The sequence below is a fragment of the Ruegeria sp. G7 genome (assembly GCF_056535465.1).
This window is the reverse complement of record NZ_JBQFIL010000001.1, coordinates 1,813,787-1,829,775: the sequence shown is the minus strand read 5'-3', so window position 1 is coordinate 1,829,775 and position 15,989 is coordinate 1,813,787. Positions and strand designations below refer to the sequence as shown.

Genomic DNA, 15,989 nt, shown 5'->3' with positions numbered 1-15,989 from the left:
ACTCAGAGGAATGATCCGATGGCATCTGATTTCCCGACCCACGCACGCGTGGTTATTGTGGGTGGCGGAGTGATGGGCGTGGGCCTTGCCTACCACCTTGGGCACGAGGGCTGGGGTGCGGACACCGTGCTGCTGGAAAAGGCCGAGCTGACCAGCGGCAGCACCTGGCACGCGGCGGGGCAGATCACCCATTCGACCTCGAGCTTCGGCTTGGGCAAATGCGTCGACTACAATATCGGGCTCTATTCCGGTGCCTTGGAGGCCGAGACCGGGCAGGCGGTGACATGGCATGGCTGCGGCTCGTTCCGGCTCGCCTATACCGAGGATGAAATGGACTGGCTGCGCCACACGCTGTCCGTGGGCCGCTCGCTGGGTTTCAACATAGACCTAGTTGGCCCGGACCGGGTGGCCGAGTTGCATCCGTTTTACAATCTGGAGGACGTGCTGGGCGCGCTGCACACGCCTGATGATGGTCATGTGGACCCGACCAATGTGACCATGGCGATGGCTGCGGGCGCGCGTCAGAAAGGCGTCCGGATCATCCGGCATTGTCAGGCGACCAACATAACACAGGCCGAAAACGGCGAATGGGTTGTTGAAACACCCAAAGGCACGATCACCTGCGAGCATGTGGTCAACGCGGGCGGCACCTATGCGCGGCAGATGGGCGAGTGGTCGGGCCTGCAACTGCCGATGACGTCGATGACGCACCATTACTTCGTGACCGAACCGGTGCCCGAATTCGAGGCGCTGGACAAGGAACTGCCGGTGATCCGCGATGACAAGAAGGTCTCGGGCTATATCCGGATGGAGCAAAAGCGCGGCCTGATCGGGATTTACGAGAAAGAGAACCCCAATTCGGTCTGGCACGACCATTGCCCGTGGGACTATGAGAACTGGCTGTTCGATGCGGATTACGACCGGGTGATGCCGTGGCTTGAGGAAAGCCTGAACCGGATGCCGATCTTCGCCGAGCTTGGCATTCAGCGCGAAGTACACGGCGCAATCAGCCATCCCCCGGACGGCAACCCGCTGATCGGACCTGCGCCCGGCGTCCGGAATTACTGGTGCTGCTGCGGTACGCAGATCGGGATCGGCTGGGGGCCGGGTCTGACGCGCGAGTTGGCGCGATGGATGGTGCATGGCGCTGCCGATATCTCAATGCGCGAATATGATCCGCGCCGCTTTGGCAGCTACGCCACGAAAGACTGGCAGGTGATCAAGGCCGAGGAAGACTATTGCCTCCGTCACGAAATCCCCTTCCCGCATTTCAACCGGCTGGCAGGTCGTCCGATCAAGCCGTCACCTTTACATGAGCTGCTGAAATCCAAGGGCGCGGTGCATGAAGAGGTCTACGGCTTCGAACGCCCTCGCTGGTTCGCCCGCGATGGCGTGGCGCAGCAGGATCACTACTCTTTCCGCCGAACGCCAGCCGACGTCATGGTCGCGCACGAGGTCAAAGCGGTGCGCGAACGGGTCGGCGTCATGGACCTCACCGCCTTCACCAAGGTCGAGGTTTCAGGCCCGGGTGCCTATGACTTGCTGGATCGTCTGACCGCGAACCGGATGCCGCAGAAGGATGGCTCAATCACCCTGACCCATATGTTGAACCGCCGGGGTCGGATTGAGTTGGAAACAACCATCGTGCGCATGGCTCACGATCGCTATTACCTCGTCTGTGCAGCATTCTTCGAACAACGCCTGCTGGATCATCTGGCGCAACAGCGTAACGAAGAAGAAGTCACGATCACCGCGCTTTCCGCCGATTGGTCGGCCTTGTCCCTGAACGGGCCAAGGTCGCGCGATGTGTTGGGCGCTTGCACAGATGCTGACCTCAGCAATGCCGGATTCCGCTGGCTCTCGGCGCAGCAGATCAAGATTGCAGGCCACGATGTCTGGGCCTTCCGCATGTCTTATGCCGGAGAGCTGGGTTGGGAACTGCACATGCCCAATGCCGCCTGTCTGGACGTCTACAACGCGCTCTGGGCTGCAGGAGAAACCCATGGGATCACCGATTACGGCAGCTTCGCGATGAATGTGATGCGCATGGAGAAAGGCTTCAAGGGAGCCGGAGAGCTGACCAACGAGGTGACACTGGCCGAGGCCGATGTGTTGCGTTTTGCACGAACAGACAAGGAGTATCTGGGCAAGGACAAAACCCTGAACACCGACTTGCCTTGGATCTGCGCCTATCTCGAAATCGAACCGGACGGAGAGATCGACGGACATGGCGGCGAAGCCGTATTGCTGGACGGGCGCGTAGTGGGCTCGACCGCATCCGTGGCTTATGGGCACACAGTCGGCAAAATCCTCGCCTTTGCTTACATCAAACCCGAAGCCGCCGCAGCAGGCACCGAACTGCAGGTCATCATCCACGGCACCCCGCGTACCGCGCGCGTCTTGTCCGAACCTGCATATGACCCGCAAAGTCTGCTGCCGCGCACCGATGCTGCGCTGGAAGCCGCGCAATGACGCAGCCAGCCACCATGCAAGCCATGGTCACGATGGGCCACGGTGATCTGGATCAGATGGTCTGGCACGAGAACTGGCCCTGCCCCACCCCCGCCCCGGGCGAAGTATTGATCCGGGTCGGGGCCTGTGGGTTGAACAATACCGACGTGAACACGCGATCCGGCTGGTATTCGAAAACCGTGAGCGATGCCACGACCGGAGGCGCCTTCGACGACGTGGGCAAGGATGACCCGACATGGGGCGGCGCGCCTCTGACCTTCCCGCGCATTCAGGGCGCGGATGTCTGCGGCCAGATCGTCGCCATTGGCAAAGGCGTCGATCCAAACCGCATCGGCGAGCGGGTGATCACCGATTGCTGGCTACGCGATGCCGTAGATCCGACAAACAAGGACAAAACCGGGTATTTTGGATCAGAACGGGATGGCGGATTTGCACAATACACGACGATCCCCGCGCGCAACGCCATTGCGATCCAATCCCCCCTGTCGGATGCGGAACTGGCAACATTCTCCTGCTCGTATTCGACAGCCGAAGGCATGCTGACCCGCGCAAATGTCAGGGAAACCGACACGGTTCTGGTCCCCGGCGCGTCGGGTGGCGTGGGCGGCGCATTGGTGCAACTGGCCAAACGCCGCGGCGCACGGGTGATCGCCATGGCGTCCGAGGCCAAACACGCCGACGTTGCCAAGCTCGGCCCCGACCGCATCCTGCCCCGGGCACCCGATGACCTGCGCACCGCGTTGGGCGATGAAAAGATCACCGTCCTCGCGGATGTGGTGGGCGGGCCCTGTTGGCCTAAACTCATAGACATCCTCGAGCGCGGCGGGCGCTATACCTGCTCGGGCGCGATCGCAGGTCCGATGGTCGACTTTGACCTGCGCACCTTCTATCTGCGCGATCTGACCTTCACCGGCTCGACCGTGATCGACCCCGAGGTCATGCAGAACCTCGTGCGATACATCGAAGCGGGCGAGGTCAAACCCGCCCTTGCCGCGACCTATCCGCTGCGCGAGCTGCATCAGGCGCAATCCGCGTTCATCGCCAAGAAACACACCGGCAACATCGTAGTCATCCCATGAAAATCACCCGTATCCGCATCTACCAGACCGGGCTGCCTTATGTGGGCGGCGCGTATGTCTGGGGCGCGGGGAATGCGATAGAAACGGCGACGGCCTCGGTCGTGGTCATCGACACCGATGCAGGGCTGCAAGGCTGTGGCGAGTTCACGCCCTGCGGTGAAAACTACATGATCGCCCACTCTCAGGGCGTTCCGGCACTGGCAAAACTGATCGCCCCCGACCTGCTGGGCGAAGACCCGCGACAGGTCGGGCGGATCGAGCAGCTGATGGATCAGCTGGTACAGGGCCATGGCTACGCCAAGGCTCCGTTTGATGCGGCCTGCTGGGATATCCTCGGGCAGGCCTGCGGCCAGCCTGTTTGGATGCTGCTGGGGGGCAAGCTGACCGATGGCGCGCCGATGTATCGGGTCGCACCGCAGAAGGCGACGGATGAAACCATCGCCGAGATGAATGCCTATCGCGATCAGGGCTATCGCCAGTTCCAGATCAAGGTCGGCGGTGATTGGGCGGCCGATATCGACCGGATACGCGCAACCGTGCCGCTGCTGAACGCCGGGGAAACGGCGATGGCGGATGCCAATCAGGGCTGGCGCGTCGACAATGCGATCCGAGTGGCGCGGGCGACAAACGATCTGGACTTCATACTCGAACAGCCTTGTCGAACCTATGAAGAATGCCAGCAGGTCCGCCGCGTCGCGGATCAGCCCATGAAGCTGGACGAATGCCTGACCGGAATGCGCATGGCCCAACGGATCGTCGCGGATCGCGGTGCCGAAATATGCTGCCTGAAAATCTCAAACCTCGGCGGGCTCAGCAAAGCGCGGCGGGTACGCGATTACCTGATCGAAAACCGCCTCCCGGTGGTCGCCGAGGACACTTGGGGCGGTGAAATCGCCACCGCCGCCGTCGCCCATTTCGCCGCCTCAACCCCGCCCAAGTATCTGCAGAACACCACAGACCTGATGAATTACAACACCCGCTCAACCGGGATCGGCGGCGCGGTGGCGCGGAATGGCAAACTCCATGCCCCCGACACACCCGGCATGGGCGTCACGCCTGACTTCGACAGCATCGGCCCTCCGATCGCAACCTACGAGGCCCCGTGATGATCCGCCCCTTCATCTGGCCAAAAATATCCCGGGGAGTGAATTGGCCAAAGGCCAAGAGAGGGGCTGGCCCCTCTGCTCCCGCCGCAGCCAAATCCGACTGGTGGTTAATATGAAGATCACAAAACTCTCTCTCTGGTCCATCGACCTGACCAGCCACGAAACCTACTACATGGCCGACGGCAAGACCTGTGCCACGGTCGAAACCCATGTGCTGTGTCTGGAAACCGATACGGGCCTGAAAGGCTGGGGCGAGGTCTGCCCGATTCCGCATTACCTGCCTGCCTTCGCAAAAGGCGTCCCAAGCGCGGTGGCCGAGATGGCACCCGAGATCCTCGGCATGTCTCCGTTTGGCGTCGATGCGCCAATGCGGAAACTGGATGGCTTTCTGCAAGGTCATGCCCACGCCAAGTCGATCGTCGATATCGCTTTGTGGGACCTGTTCGGGAAAGCCACGGGGCAACCGGTTTACGCCCTTTTGGGCGGGCGGGCCCAAAAGGACATGCCGCTTTATCACTCCATTACCTGCGTCGCCCCGGATGAGATGGCGCGGATCGCCCAGGCCGCCTATCAAACTGGTATCCGACAGTTTCAGGTCAAGCTGGGGGTCGAAGGCGACTGGCAGGCCGACGCAGAAAGACTAGCCAAAGTGCGCGAGGCTGTGGGCAATGGCCCGCTGGTCTATGGCGACTGGAACTGCGGGGCCTCGCGCCTGCAGGCCACCCGCACCGGGCGCGCTGTGGCGCATCTGGATGTCATGCTGGAACAACCCTGCAAGACGCTCGAGGACTGTGCCGCCGTGCGTCAGGCCACTGGGCTGCCGATGAAAATCGATGAAAACGCGCATGATCTGGCGTCATTGCTCCGTGCCTCGGAACTGGGCTGCATGGATGCGGTTGCGTTGAAGCTGTCGAAATTCGGTGGCCTGTCGGCGATGCGCCGCGCCCGCGATCTAACCGTGCATCTGGGGGCCGAAATATGTGCCGAATGCACCTGGGGCTCGGACATTGTGACCGCTGCCTCGTTGCATTTTGCCGCCTCCACACCGCATGGCTCACTGTTGAACACCTGCGATCTGTCCGCTTACGTGTCACCACGTCTGTGCCCGGATGCGCCGGTGCGCACAGATGGCCGGATTGCACCGCCCGACGGTCCGGGGTTGGGCGTAACGCCCGACCCCGACCTCCTTGGAACCCCGATTTTGGAAATGGCCTGACAGATGCTGAAACTTCACACTCAATCCGAATGGATCGCCCGCGCCGAACAGGTTCTGCCCGCCGGAGGGTTTGGCAATTTCGACCCCGGTATCCTGATCGCGCGCGGCGAAGGCAGCCGGGTCTGGGACGAGGATGGCAACGAGTATGTTGACTATCTGATCGGCTCTGGCCCGATGCTACTGGGCCACGGCCACCCCGAGGTGATGGAGGCAGTACTGGAACAGCTGCCCCTCGGCATGACCTTCTTTGCCAATAATAGCAAAGGCGTGGAACTGGCCGAGGCCATCGTCAACGCCGTGCCGTGCTGTGAACAGGTGCGCTTTGTCGCCTCGGGCGGCGAGGCTGATATGTACGCGATCCGTCTGGCGCGCGCTTATACCGGCAAGGACAAGATCCTGAAATTCGAAGGCGGCTATCACGGCATGAGTGCCGAGGCACAGATGAGCCTCGCCCCCACGAAACGGGTGAATTTCCCGCAAGCGGTGCCCGACAGTGCCGGTATCCCACAAGGTGTCGCGGATCAGATGCTGATCGCCCCTTACAACGACCTTGAGGCCGTCGCAGCGCTGCTAAACGAACATGACGACGTGGCCGCAATCATGGTCGAGCCTTTGCAACGGATTATCCCACCCGCGCCGGGTTATCTGCAGGGGTTGCGCGGTCTTTGTAACAAACACGGCGTGTTGCTGATCTTTGATGAGATCGTTACCGGCTTCCGCCTCGCCTATGGCGGCGCACAAGAACGTTACGGTGTGGTGCCCGACATCTGCACTCTGGGCAAGATCATCGGCGGGGGCTTTCCTCTTGCAGCGCTTGGGGCCAGCGCCGAAATCATGCAGCATTTCGACAAGGACAAGGTCGGAGCCGAAGGTTGGCTGATGCAGCTTGGTACCCTGTCGGGCAACCCGGTCGCCGCCGCTGCAGGTTTGAAAACCATGGAGATTCTGGCCCGCGACGGCGCCTACGACCACCTGCGCGAAATCGGGCGCAAACTGCAGATGATGCAATCCGACGCTTTGACCAAAGCCGGAATTGCACATCAGATTTGCGGAGATGAGACGCTGTTCGACATCTATTTCACAGAACAGACCTGTCGCGACTATCGCAGTGCGACCCACGATGATCCCGCTCGGAACGCGCGCTATAACGCCGTGTTGCGCGAAAAGGGCGTGTTCAAGTCTCCGGGCAAACTCTACCCGTCGCTGGCCGTAACACAGACAGATTTGGACCTGACACAAGAGGCGGTAAACGCCGCCGTTGCGGCGATATCTAGCCCCTAGCGGCGCATCGACTGGCCATTGTGGAAAAGATGCACTTTCTCGGGGGCCGCCGTTACAGACACACTCTGACCGCGCAGATTGCGCTGAACGCCCGGTAATTTGGCGATCACAGCCTCGCGGTCTTCAGGGGCCGCGAAGTAAAGCAAGGTGACCTCGCCCAGCGCCTCGGTGAAATCGACCACGCCAGAGTAGATACCCTCGCCGTCCGTCATCACCATATCCTCTGGTCGGACACCGATATTGACCTTTTTTCCTTCATCTGCCGCTTCGGTCCGGATCGAAGACACAGCGACCCCGCCATCCTCAAGAGCTACGGTAGTGTTTTCTCCGGTTCCGGTGATGGTACCCGGCAGCAGGTTCATGGCGGGTGAGCCGATGAACTGAGCCACGAACTCGTTGTCGGGGGTTTCATACAGCTCCAGCGGCGTGCCGACCTGCGCGATGCCCTTGTTGGCCAGAACCACGATGCGGCTGGCCAGCGTCATCGCCTCGACCTGATCGTGGGTGACGTAGATCATGGTGCTGTCGGGCATCGCCTCTTTCAGGCGCGCGATCTCGATGCGGGTGGCCACGCGCAGGGCGGCATCGAGGTTCGAGAGCGGCTCGTCGAACAGATAAACCTTGGGATCGCGCACGATGGCGCGGCCGATGGCAACCCGCTGACGCTGCCCGCCTGAAAGCGCCTTGGGCAAGCGATCCAGCAGCGGTTCAAGCTGCAGGATCTGGGCGGCGCGTTCCACGGCCGCATCGACCTCGGCGCTTGGCATCTTGGCGATCTTGAGCGCGAAGGCCATATTCTCGCGCACCGTCATATGCGGATAAAGCGCGTAAGACTGGAACACCATCGCGATGCCCCGCTGCGCGGGCGGCACATCGTTGACCACCAGCCCCTCGATCTCGAGCGTGCCGCCGGTGATCTTTTCAAGGCCCGCGATCATCCGCAGCAAGGTGGATTTGCCACAACCCGAGGGGCCGACGAAGACGATCAGTTCGCCCTGCTCGATCTCGAGGTCGATATGTTTCAGGACATCGACCGGGCCATAAGATTTGGCCACATCCGTGAGCTTGAGTTCCGACATGGTTTACCTCTTTTCCCGGGCCAGCAAACAGAATTGAGCGGCGTTCAGCACGACCGTGCCGTCCCCGTGAACGCCGCCCAATTCCTCCCCGATCACGTGCCAGTCGCCGCCGGGCAGGGTCACCTCGGCGGGGTCTGATCCCAGATTGAAGGCGCAGAACACCTGTTGCGCTGCATCTTCGCGGATGAACGTCAGCACCGATCCGGACTGCGCCATCCCCGACTGCGCCCCGGACATCAGCGCCGAATGCGCGTGACGCAGCGCGATGGCGCGGCGGTAGTGGTGCAGCATCGACGCCGGGTCCTGCTCCAGCCGGTCCACCGCCCGCTCGGCCTGAGGCGAGCTGACCGGCAACCACGGACGGCCTGTGCTGAACCCGGATTGTTGGTCCTGCGCGGCCCAGACCATCGGCGTGCGGCATCCGTCGCGGCCCTTGAACTCGGGCCAGAATTCGATGCCATAGGGATCCTGCAGATCCTCGAACGCCACGTCGGCCTCGGGCAGGCCCAGTTCCTCACCCTGATAGAGGCACGCAGACCCGCGCAGACACATCATCAGAACCGCGTGCTGCCGGATCGCCGCATCATCCAGCCCCCAGCGTGAGGCATGGCGCTGCACGTCATGATTCGAGAAAGCCCAGCAGGGCCATGCGTCGCCTGCCTTGTCCTCAAGCTGATTGAACACCTGCTTGGCATAGGCTGCGGTCAGCGCGCGCTTTTCAAGGAATTCGAACGCGTAGCACATATGCATCCGCTTATCGCCGGTGGTGTATTCGCCCATGATCTCAAGCCCGCGCTGCGCATCGCCGACCTCACCCAGACAGGCGCGGCCTTCGTATTCGTCGGTCAGGGCGCGCAGGCGTTCGAGGAAGGCGATATTCTCGGGCTGACTTTTGGAATACAGGTGATCCTGATGGTTATAGGGGTTCACCATCGGCGCGATCGAGGCATTGCGCTGATCCATCGGCAGGCCGGGATTGTCGCGCAGCTGCGCGTCGTGGAAATAGAAGTTGATCGTGTCCAGACGGAACCCGTCGACCCCCAGATCAAGCCAGAACCGGGCGACATCCAGCAACGCATCCTGCACGTCGGGGCAATGAAAGTTCAGGTCCGGCTGCGAGGTCAGGAAGTTGTGCAGGTAATATTGCAGCCGCCGCGCATCCCATTGCCAGGCCGAGCCGCCAAAGATCGACAGCCAGTTGTTCGGCGGCGTCCCGTCAGGTTTGGGATCAGCCCAGACATACCAATCGGATTTCGCGTTCTCGCGGTCGGCGCGGCTTTCGCTGAACCACGGGTGCTGGTCCGATGTGTGCGACAGCACGAGGTCGATCATCACCTTCAGCCCATGCGCATGGGCCTGATCCAGCAATTCCTTGAAATCCGCCATGGTGCCGAACATCGGATCAACATCGCGGTAATCACTGACATCATATCCGAAATCCTTCATCGGAGACTTGAAGAACGGCGAAATCCAGATCGCATCGACCCCCAGCGAGGCGATATAGCCCAGCCGCTGGGTGATGCCCCTGAGGTCTCCGATCCCGTCGCCATTGCTGTCCTGAAAGCTGCGCGGATAGATCTGATAGATCACGCCGCCGCGCCACCAGTCCGACTTTGCTTCGGTTGATTTGAATGCTGTGGTTTGCACGTTCATCACACGCCCTTATTTTACGGACCCGGCCAGCAGACCGCGGACCAGATATTTTTGCATTGCAAAGAAGACCACCAGCGGCACCGCGATCGAGACAAACGCTGCCGTGGCAAGGATTTCCCAGTTGCCGCCACGGGTGCCCAACAGCTCGACAATACGGTTGGTCATCACCGTGGTCTGGCCGGTGGCATCGATCAGGAACACCTTGGCGACCAGCAGATCGTTCCATGTCCACAGGAACTGGAAGATCGCAAACGAGGCCAGCGCCGGGAAGCTGAGCGGCAGGATCAGTTTGGTGAAGATCTGGAACTCGGTCGCGCCATCGACCCGGGCGTTTTCGATCAGATCGCGCGGCAGTCCGGCCATGTAGTTGCGCAAGAGGTAGATCGCCAGCGGCATCCCGAACCCGGTATGCGCCAGCCAGACGCCCAGATAGCCTTTGGGTATCCCGATATTCAGGTGAAGTTTCAGCAGCGGGATCAGCGCCAGTTGCAAGGGAACAACCAGCAATCCGACCACCGCTGCAATCAGCAGGGCGCGGCCCGGGAAATCCATCCATGCCAGCGCATAGGCCGCAAAGGCGGCGACAAGGATCGGGATGATCGTTGCCGGGATCGTCACAGTGAGCGTGTTGAAAAAGGCCTTGCCCATGCTGTCGGTGCTGTCTTCGGCCAGCAGCACCTTGTGATAGTTGTCGAGCGTGAATTCGGGGGGCAACTCGGCCGTCACAAAGACACGCGCGCCCCGGCTGCCCGAGAATTCCTCGGGGTTTTCCATCCGGTAATTGCCATCGGCATCGACGGTGATCGTGCCACCCCGGCGCAGCTCGGCGGTCTCGCCCGGCGTGAACGCATCGACCGCGCGGGAACTGACGCCCCATTTCGAAATCTTCGCCGTGACACCTGCATCAAACAGATTGCCCTCGATCACATAGAGCCCGTTCTCCAGCACCTGCGTCTCGGGTGCGGCGCTGCGCAGGGTCAGGTTCTGCTCGGACGGGAACAGCGACCGCCACCAGCCGCTGGTCGCGATCTGATCCGCCGTCCGGAAGGATGAGATCAGCAAACCCAGCGTCGGAAACACCCACAGCACCACCAGAAACAGGACCGAGGCATGGACCACCCATCTGAGGGCCGGTTTGGTTCCTGCAATATCGTTCATGCCCACCCCCTATTCCATTTCCTTGCGCGCATTGCGCACGTTCCAGACAAGGATCGGCGTCACCAGCAGCATGATCACCATGGCCGAAGCCGATCCCACGCCCCAGTCATTGGCGCGGAACAGCTTGTCGAACATATAATTGGCCAGAACCTGTGTTTCCCATTGCCCGTTGGTCATGGCGAATACGATGTCAAAGACCTTGAGCACGGTGATGGTGATCGTCGTCCACACCACCAGAATCGTGGTCTTGATCTGCGGCACCTTGATCTTGAAAAAAATCTGGAACGGGTTGGCACCGTCCAGAATGGCGGCCTCGATGGTTTCCTCGGGGATGCCACGCAGCGCAGCCGACAGGATCACCATGGCAAAGCCGGTCTGAATCCAGACCAGAACGATCATCAGAAAAAAGCTGTTCCAGAACGGGATGGTCAGCCATGTCTGCGGCTCGGTCCCGCCAAAGAAGATGTAAAGCGCGTTCAGGATGCCGATCTGATCCTGTTCCGCAGGCCGTGTGTCATAGACCAGCTTCCAGATCACCGAAGCCCCCACGAATGAGATCGCCATCGGCATGAAGATCAGCGCCTTGGCCACGTTGCCCCAGCGGATACGATCCGTCAGCTGCGCCACCAGCAGCCCGAACGCGGTCGACATCGCCGGGACCACGATCAACCACAGCATGTTGTTGCGCATGGCCTCCCAGAATTTCGGCTCGGCGGCCATCTGGCGATAATTGTCCAGCCCGACCCATTCGTAGCCGCCGCCGGGGATGCGATCGGTCAGCGACAGGCGCAGCGTCTCGACCACCGGGTAGGCCAGATAGAGACCCAGCGCCAGCAGCGCGGGAAACAGGAACAGCCAGGGCCGGATCATGTTGGCGCGGTTGATATTGCGACCTGCATTCGGCCCGCGCGCCGGCAACAGAATCTTGTCGAGAAACTGGTTCGACAGGTAGAAATAGCCCACACAGCCCGACACGCCGATGGCGATGGTCAGCAGGCCCTGAAGTGCCGGATGCATGACGCTCTCCGTTGCGAAAGGGGGATTGGGCGGCCTGACGCGCAGACCGCCCGCTGTCAGACGCGCTTAGTCCAGCGCATCCCAGGAGGATTGGATTTCGTCGGCCACCTCTTGCGCGGGCTTGCCGCCGGCGTAGTCGACCATGCCGGTCCAGAAGGTGCCCGCACCCACACCGCCCGGCATCAGGTCGGACCCGTCAAACCGGAAGGTGGTCGCGCCCAGCAGGATGTCGTTCATCTTCGCCAGCGTGGGATCCGAGAACAGCGACGTGTCGACGCCCTTATGCGGGGTCAGGAAGCCGGTCAGCTGCATCCATATCTCATGCGCTTCGGGCGTTTGCAGATAGGTAATCAGATCATGCGCCGCGGGGCTGTCATTGGTGATCGCCCAGAGCGTCCCGGCCCCCAGAACCGGGCTACCCAGATCCTTGCCTTCATAGGCCGGGAAGTAGAAGAAATCGACATCCTCACCCACAATGGTGCCTTCGGGGAAGAAGGCCGGAATGAACGAGGCCTGACGATGCAGATAGCATTGCGGGGGGGAGCTGAACATGCCCTTGGGGCTGTCGCGGAAATCAGTGGTCGCCACCGCGCCCGCGCCGCCAGCAACATAGTCGTCATTGCGGGCGAACGCTCCGAATTCCTCGATGGCTTCGATCACTTTGGGGTCGTTGAACTTCATTTCGTTGGCGACCCAGGCATCGTAATCCTCGGGCGATTGGGTGCGTAGCATCATATCCTCGACCCAGTCGGTCGCCGGCCAGCCGGTCGCGCCGCCGGACCCCAGACCGATGCACCACGGCGTCTCGCCGTCAGCGACGATCTGGTCGGTCAGCGCCTTGAGCTCTTCCATCGTCGTCGGGACCTCATAGCCTGCGTCCTCAAAATTCTCGGGCACGTACCAGACCAGCGACTTCACATCGACCTTGTAGAAGAACCCGTACAGGTGGTCCGCCCCGTCCGGCCCGGCATAGGTGCCCAGATCGACCCAGGACTGACCGGCGGCATAGTTGTCGCGAATCCAATCGGCGGTGCCGTCACCCAGCGGGGTCAGAAAGCCCGACTTGGCCATATCCGCCGCCAGACCGGGCTGCGGGAAGACGGCGACGTTCGGGGCCGATCCGGCCTCGGCATCGATTCTGATCTGCTGCTCGAAACTGTCCGAGCCGACATAGGCATATTCATGACCCGTCGCGGCGGCGAAGCCATCCAGAACCTTTTCGACATTTTCCTGGTCCGGCCCAAGCCAGGGCCCGAACACGGTCACCTTGTCGGCCTGCGCCGCGCCCGCCATCAGGGCGAACGTGGCCGCGCCTGCGTAAAGCGAGTGTTTCATGAATTTTCCTCCCACTGTGTTCCGCGCGTCGAGATTCTTTTTCAAAGCGCTTTGGACAATCAGGTTTATCCGCTAACATTTGTGCCCTGTCAACATTTCGTTAGCTCTTTATCAATTTTCAGGCGCAATACGCACGCCGTGACGAAACAGGTTGACGACGGAAGAGATTCACAACACAACTCTATCAGCCCAAATTTGAAGGCGCTTTGAGAATATGAACCTAAAGCAACTATCGGAAATCCTCGGTCTTTCGCAGACGACAGTCAGTCGTGCATTGAACGGCTACCCGGAGGTGAAAGAGGATACGCGCATTCGGGTTCAGGCCGCCGCCGACAAGCACGGATACCGCCCCAACAGCCGCGCCAAGGGGCTGGCAACAGGGCGCTCTATGGTGATTGGCCATGTGATTCCAACCTCTTCGCAACACGAGATGGTCAACCCTATCTTCGGGGATTTTGTTGCTGGCGCGGCCCAGAAATACGCTGAAAACAACTATGACATGATGTTCACACACGCGCCTGACACATCGATCGAAGCCTCATATCGCAGTCTGTTCAATCGTGGCGTGGTCGATGGCGTGGTGTTGCAGGGGCCCAAAGTGAATGAGCCCCGGATCGCGGTTCTGTCGCAGATGGGCGTGCCGTTCATTGTTCATGGCAGATCGACCGGGGCCGATATGCCCTATGACTGGATCGATGTGAACAACCAGCGATCTTTCGAACGCGCGACCCGGTTCCTGATTGACCTTGGGCATCGGCGCATCGCACTGATCAACGGTCTGGAAGAAATGGATTTCGCCCAGCGCCGCAGAAACGGCTATATGGCTGCTCTGGCTGAGGCCGGCATTGCGCCAGATGCGGACCTGCTGCGCAGCGCCGAAATGACCGAGATTTATGGTCATCAGACCGCCTGTGAAATGCTCAGGCGCGATGATCCTCCGACCGCCATACTGGCTTCGTCCATTATCTCGGCCGTTGGCGTACGACGTGCGTTGGAAGAGAACGGCCTGAGGATGGGGCATGATGTATCTGTTATCGCCCATGACGATGATTTGTCCTACATGCGCAATGGCAGGGATGTGCCCATTTTCACGGCGACACGCTCGTCCGTGCGCCATGCCGGAGAACTGGCCGCAGAAATGCTGATCGAACGCATCAACGTCCCGAACGCCCCTCCTAAAACATGCCTATTAGAAGCCGAGTTGGTTGTCGGCAGTTCAACGGGCCCGGCACCACAAAGGTCTTGATATGAAACACAAACGCGCAGATTTTCCGCCAGACTTCCTGTTTGGTGTTGCGACCTCGGCCTATCAGATCGAAGGGCATGCGCAGGGTGGCGCAGGGGTGACCCACTGGGACAGTTTCGCCGCCACACCGGGTAATGTTGCACAGGCTGAGAACGGGGATGTGGCCTGCGACCACTACAACCGGTTCGAAGAGGATTTTGACCTGATCCGGGATGCAGGTTTCGATTGCTACCGCTTCTCGACCAGCTGGGCGCGGGTTCTGCCTGAAGGGCGCGGACAAGCGAACCCGGAAGGGTTGGATTTCTATGACCGACTGACGGACGCGCTGCTGGAACGTGGCATCAAGCCTTGTGCCACGCTGTATCATTGGGAGCTACCCTCGCCGCTGGCCGATCTTGGCGGTTGGCGTAACCCCGATATCGCGGGATGGTTTGCAGACTTTACACAGGTCATCATGGGGCGTATCGGCGACCGGATGCACAGTGTTGCGCCGATCAATGAACCTTGGTGTGTCAGCTGGCTGAGCCATTTCGACGGTCACCACGCCCCCGGCCTGCGCGACGTCCGCGCGACCGCCCGCGCGATGCATCACGTGCTGCTGGCCCATGGTCGCGCCATTCAGGTGATGCGGGGGCTGGGCATGTCCAATCTGGGCGCCGTGTTCAATCTGGAATGGGCTGAACCGGCGGATGACAGCGACGCGGCCCGGACCGCGGCGGCGCTTTATGACGGGATATACAATCGGTTCTTTCTGGGCGGCGTGTTCAACAAATCCTACCCCGAGAATGTTCTTGAGGGTCTGGCGCCCCATCTGCCCGCAGGCTGGCAGGATGATTTCGACGTGATCGGGACGCCTGTCGACTGGTGCGGGCTGAACTACTACACCCGCAAGCTGATCGCGCCTGCAGACAGCCCGTGGCCGTCGTTGACAGAAGTGCCGGGCCCCCTGCCCAAAACCCAGATGGGATGGGAGATCGACGCCGCTGCGCTTTCGCGCTTCCTGATCCGCACCGCAAAAGACTACACCAGTGATCTGCCGATTTACGTCACTGAGAACGGCATGGCGAGCCCGGAGCGGAGGCAGGATCAGGACCGCATCGACTATCTGGATCAGCATCTGGCCGAGGTCCGAGCGGCGCTGGATGCGGGCGTACCGGTCAAAGGATATTTCGTCTGGTCACTGCTGGACAATTACGAATGGGCGCTGGGATATGAAAAGCGTTTCGGGCTGGTCGATGTGGATTTCGACACGCTGCAGCGCACGCCCAAGGCATCTTACCACGCGCTGCAACAAGCCCTGTCGCTCAGTTAGCGTAGCCGCCGACGCAAATGCCGGCGGCCACAAAA

The 15,989-nt window shown here is 60.9% G+C and carries 12 protein-coding genes; 7 read left to right on the top strand and 5 right to left on the bottom strand.

The features are described 5' to 3' along the window. The first annotated feature begins 18 nt into the window (after positions 1-18). The 5 genes from ACR3EN_RS09210 (at position 19) to ACR3EN_RS09190 (ending at position 7,154) form a co-directional block, all read left to right on the top strand. Entirely contained in the window at positions 19-2,472 is a 2,454-nt protein-coding gene (locus ACR3EN_RS09210) for an FAD-dependent oxidoreductase (protein WP_480825213.1), read from the top strand. Beyond that, positions 2,469-3,551, top strand: coding sequence for an alcohol dehydrogenase family protein (locus tag ACR3EN_RS09205; RefSeq protein WP_480825215.1), 1,083 nt, complete (start codon positions 2,469-2,471; stop codon positions 3,549-3,551). Before ACR3EN_RS09210 ends, ACR3EN_RS09205 begins: the two co-directional genes overlap by 4 nt. Next, positions 3,548-4,657 (top strand): mandelate racemase/muconate lactonizing enzyme family protein, encoded by a 1,110-nt coding sequence (locus tag ACR3EN_RS09200; RefSeq protein ID WP_480825217.1) that lies wholly within the window; start codon positions 3,548-3,550, stop codon positions 4,655-4,657. The genes ACR3EN_RS09205 and ACR3EN_RS09200 overlap by 4 nt, the downstream gene beginning before the upstream one ends. A gap of 112 nt (positions 4,658-4,769) precedes the next feature. Then, positions 4,770-5,873: a mandelate racemase/muconate lactonizing enzyme family protein gene (locus ACR3EN_RS09195; RefSeq protein ID WP_480825219.1), complete on the top strand. Its 1,104-nt coding sequence runs from the start codon at positions 4,770-4,772 to the stop codon at positions 5,871-5,873. A 3-nt stretch (positions 5,874-5,876) separates the two neighbouring features. Beyond that, positions 5,877-7,154 (top strand): aspartate aminotransferase family protein, encoded by a 1,278-nt coding sequence (locus tag ACR3EN_RS09190; RefSeq protein ID WP_480825221.1) that lies wholly within the window; start codon positions 5,877-5,879, stop codon positions 7,152-7,154. Here ACR3EN_RS09190 and ACR3EN_RS09185 read toward each other — a convergent pair. From ACR3EN_RS09185 to ACR3EN_RS09165, 5 genes are all read right to left on the bottom strand, one after another. Continuing rightward, positions 7,151-8,233 carry an ABC transporter ATP-binding protein gene (locus ACR3EN_RS09185; protein ID WP_480825223.1) on the bottom strand — a complete coding sequence of 361 codons (1,083 nt, stop codon included), beginning with the start codon at positions 8,231-8,233 and terminating at the stop codon, positions 7,151-7,153. The two genes, ACR3EN_RS09190 and ACR3EN_RS09185, sit on opposite strands and share 4 nt — an antisense overlap. A gap of 3 nt (positions 8,234-8,236) precedes the next feature. Beyond that, complete coding sequence (locus ACR3EN_RS09180) at positions 8,237-9,886, bottom strand: alpha-glucosidase (protein WP_480825225.1); 1,650 nt, start codon at positions 9,884-9,886, stop codon at positions 8,237-8,239. 9 nt (positions 9,887-9,895) lie between these two features. Continuing rightward, entirely contained in the window at positions 9,896-11,044 is a 1,149-nt protein-coding gene (locus ACR3EN_RS09175; protein WP_480825227.1) for a carbohydrate ABC transporter permease, read from the bottom strand. Positions 11,045-11,053: 9 nt separating this feature from the next. Next, entirely contained in the window at positions 11,054-12,061 is a 1,008-nt protein-coding gene (locus ACR3EN_RS09170; protein ID WP_480825229.1) for a carbohydrate ABC transporter permease, read from the bottom strand. A 66-nt stretch (positions 12,062-12,127) separates the two neighbouring features. After that, complete coding sequence (locus ACR3EN_RS09165; protein ID WP_480825231.1) at positions 12,128-13,396, bottom strand: ABC transporter substrate-binding protein; 1,269 nt, start codon at positions 13,394-13,396, stop codon at positions 12,128-12,130. 214 nt (positions 13,397-13,610) lie between these two features. Between ACR3EN_RS09165 and ACR3EN_RS09160 the strand changes: the two genes are divergently transcribed. Then, positions 13,611-14,642, top strand: coding sequence for a LacI family DNA-binding transcriptional regulator (locus ACR3EN_RS09160; RefSeq protein ID WP_480825233.1), 1,032 nt, complete (start codon positions 13,611-13,613; stop codon positions 14,640-14,642). A 1-nt stretch (position 14,643) separates the two neighbouring features. Beyond that, on the top strand, positions 14,644-15,954 hold the full coding sequence (locus tag ACR3EN_RS09155; protein ID WP_480825235.1) for a GH1 family beta-glucosidase: 1,311 nt from the start codon (positions 14,644-14,646) through the stop codon (positions 15,952-15,954). The last annotated feature ends 35 nt before the right edge of the window (positions 15,955-15,989 follow it).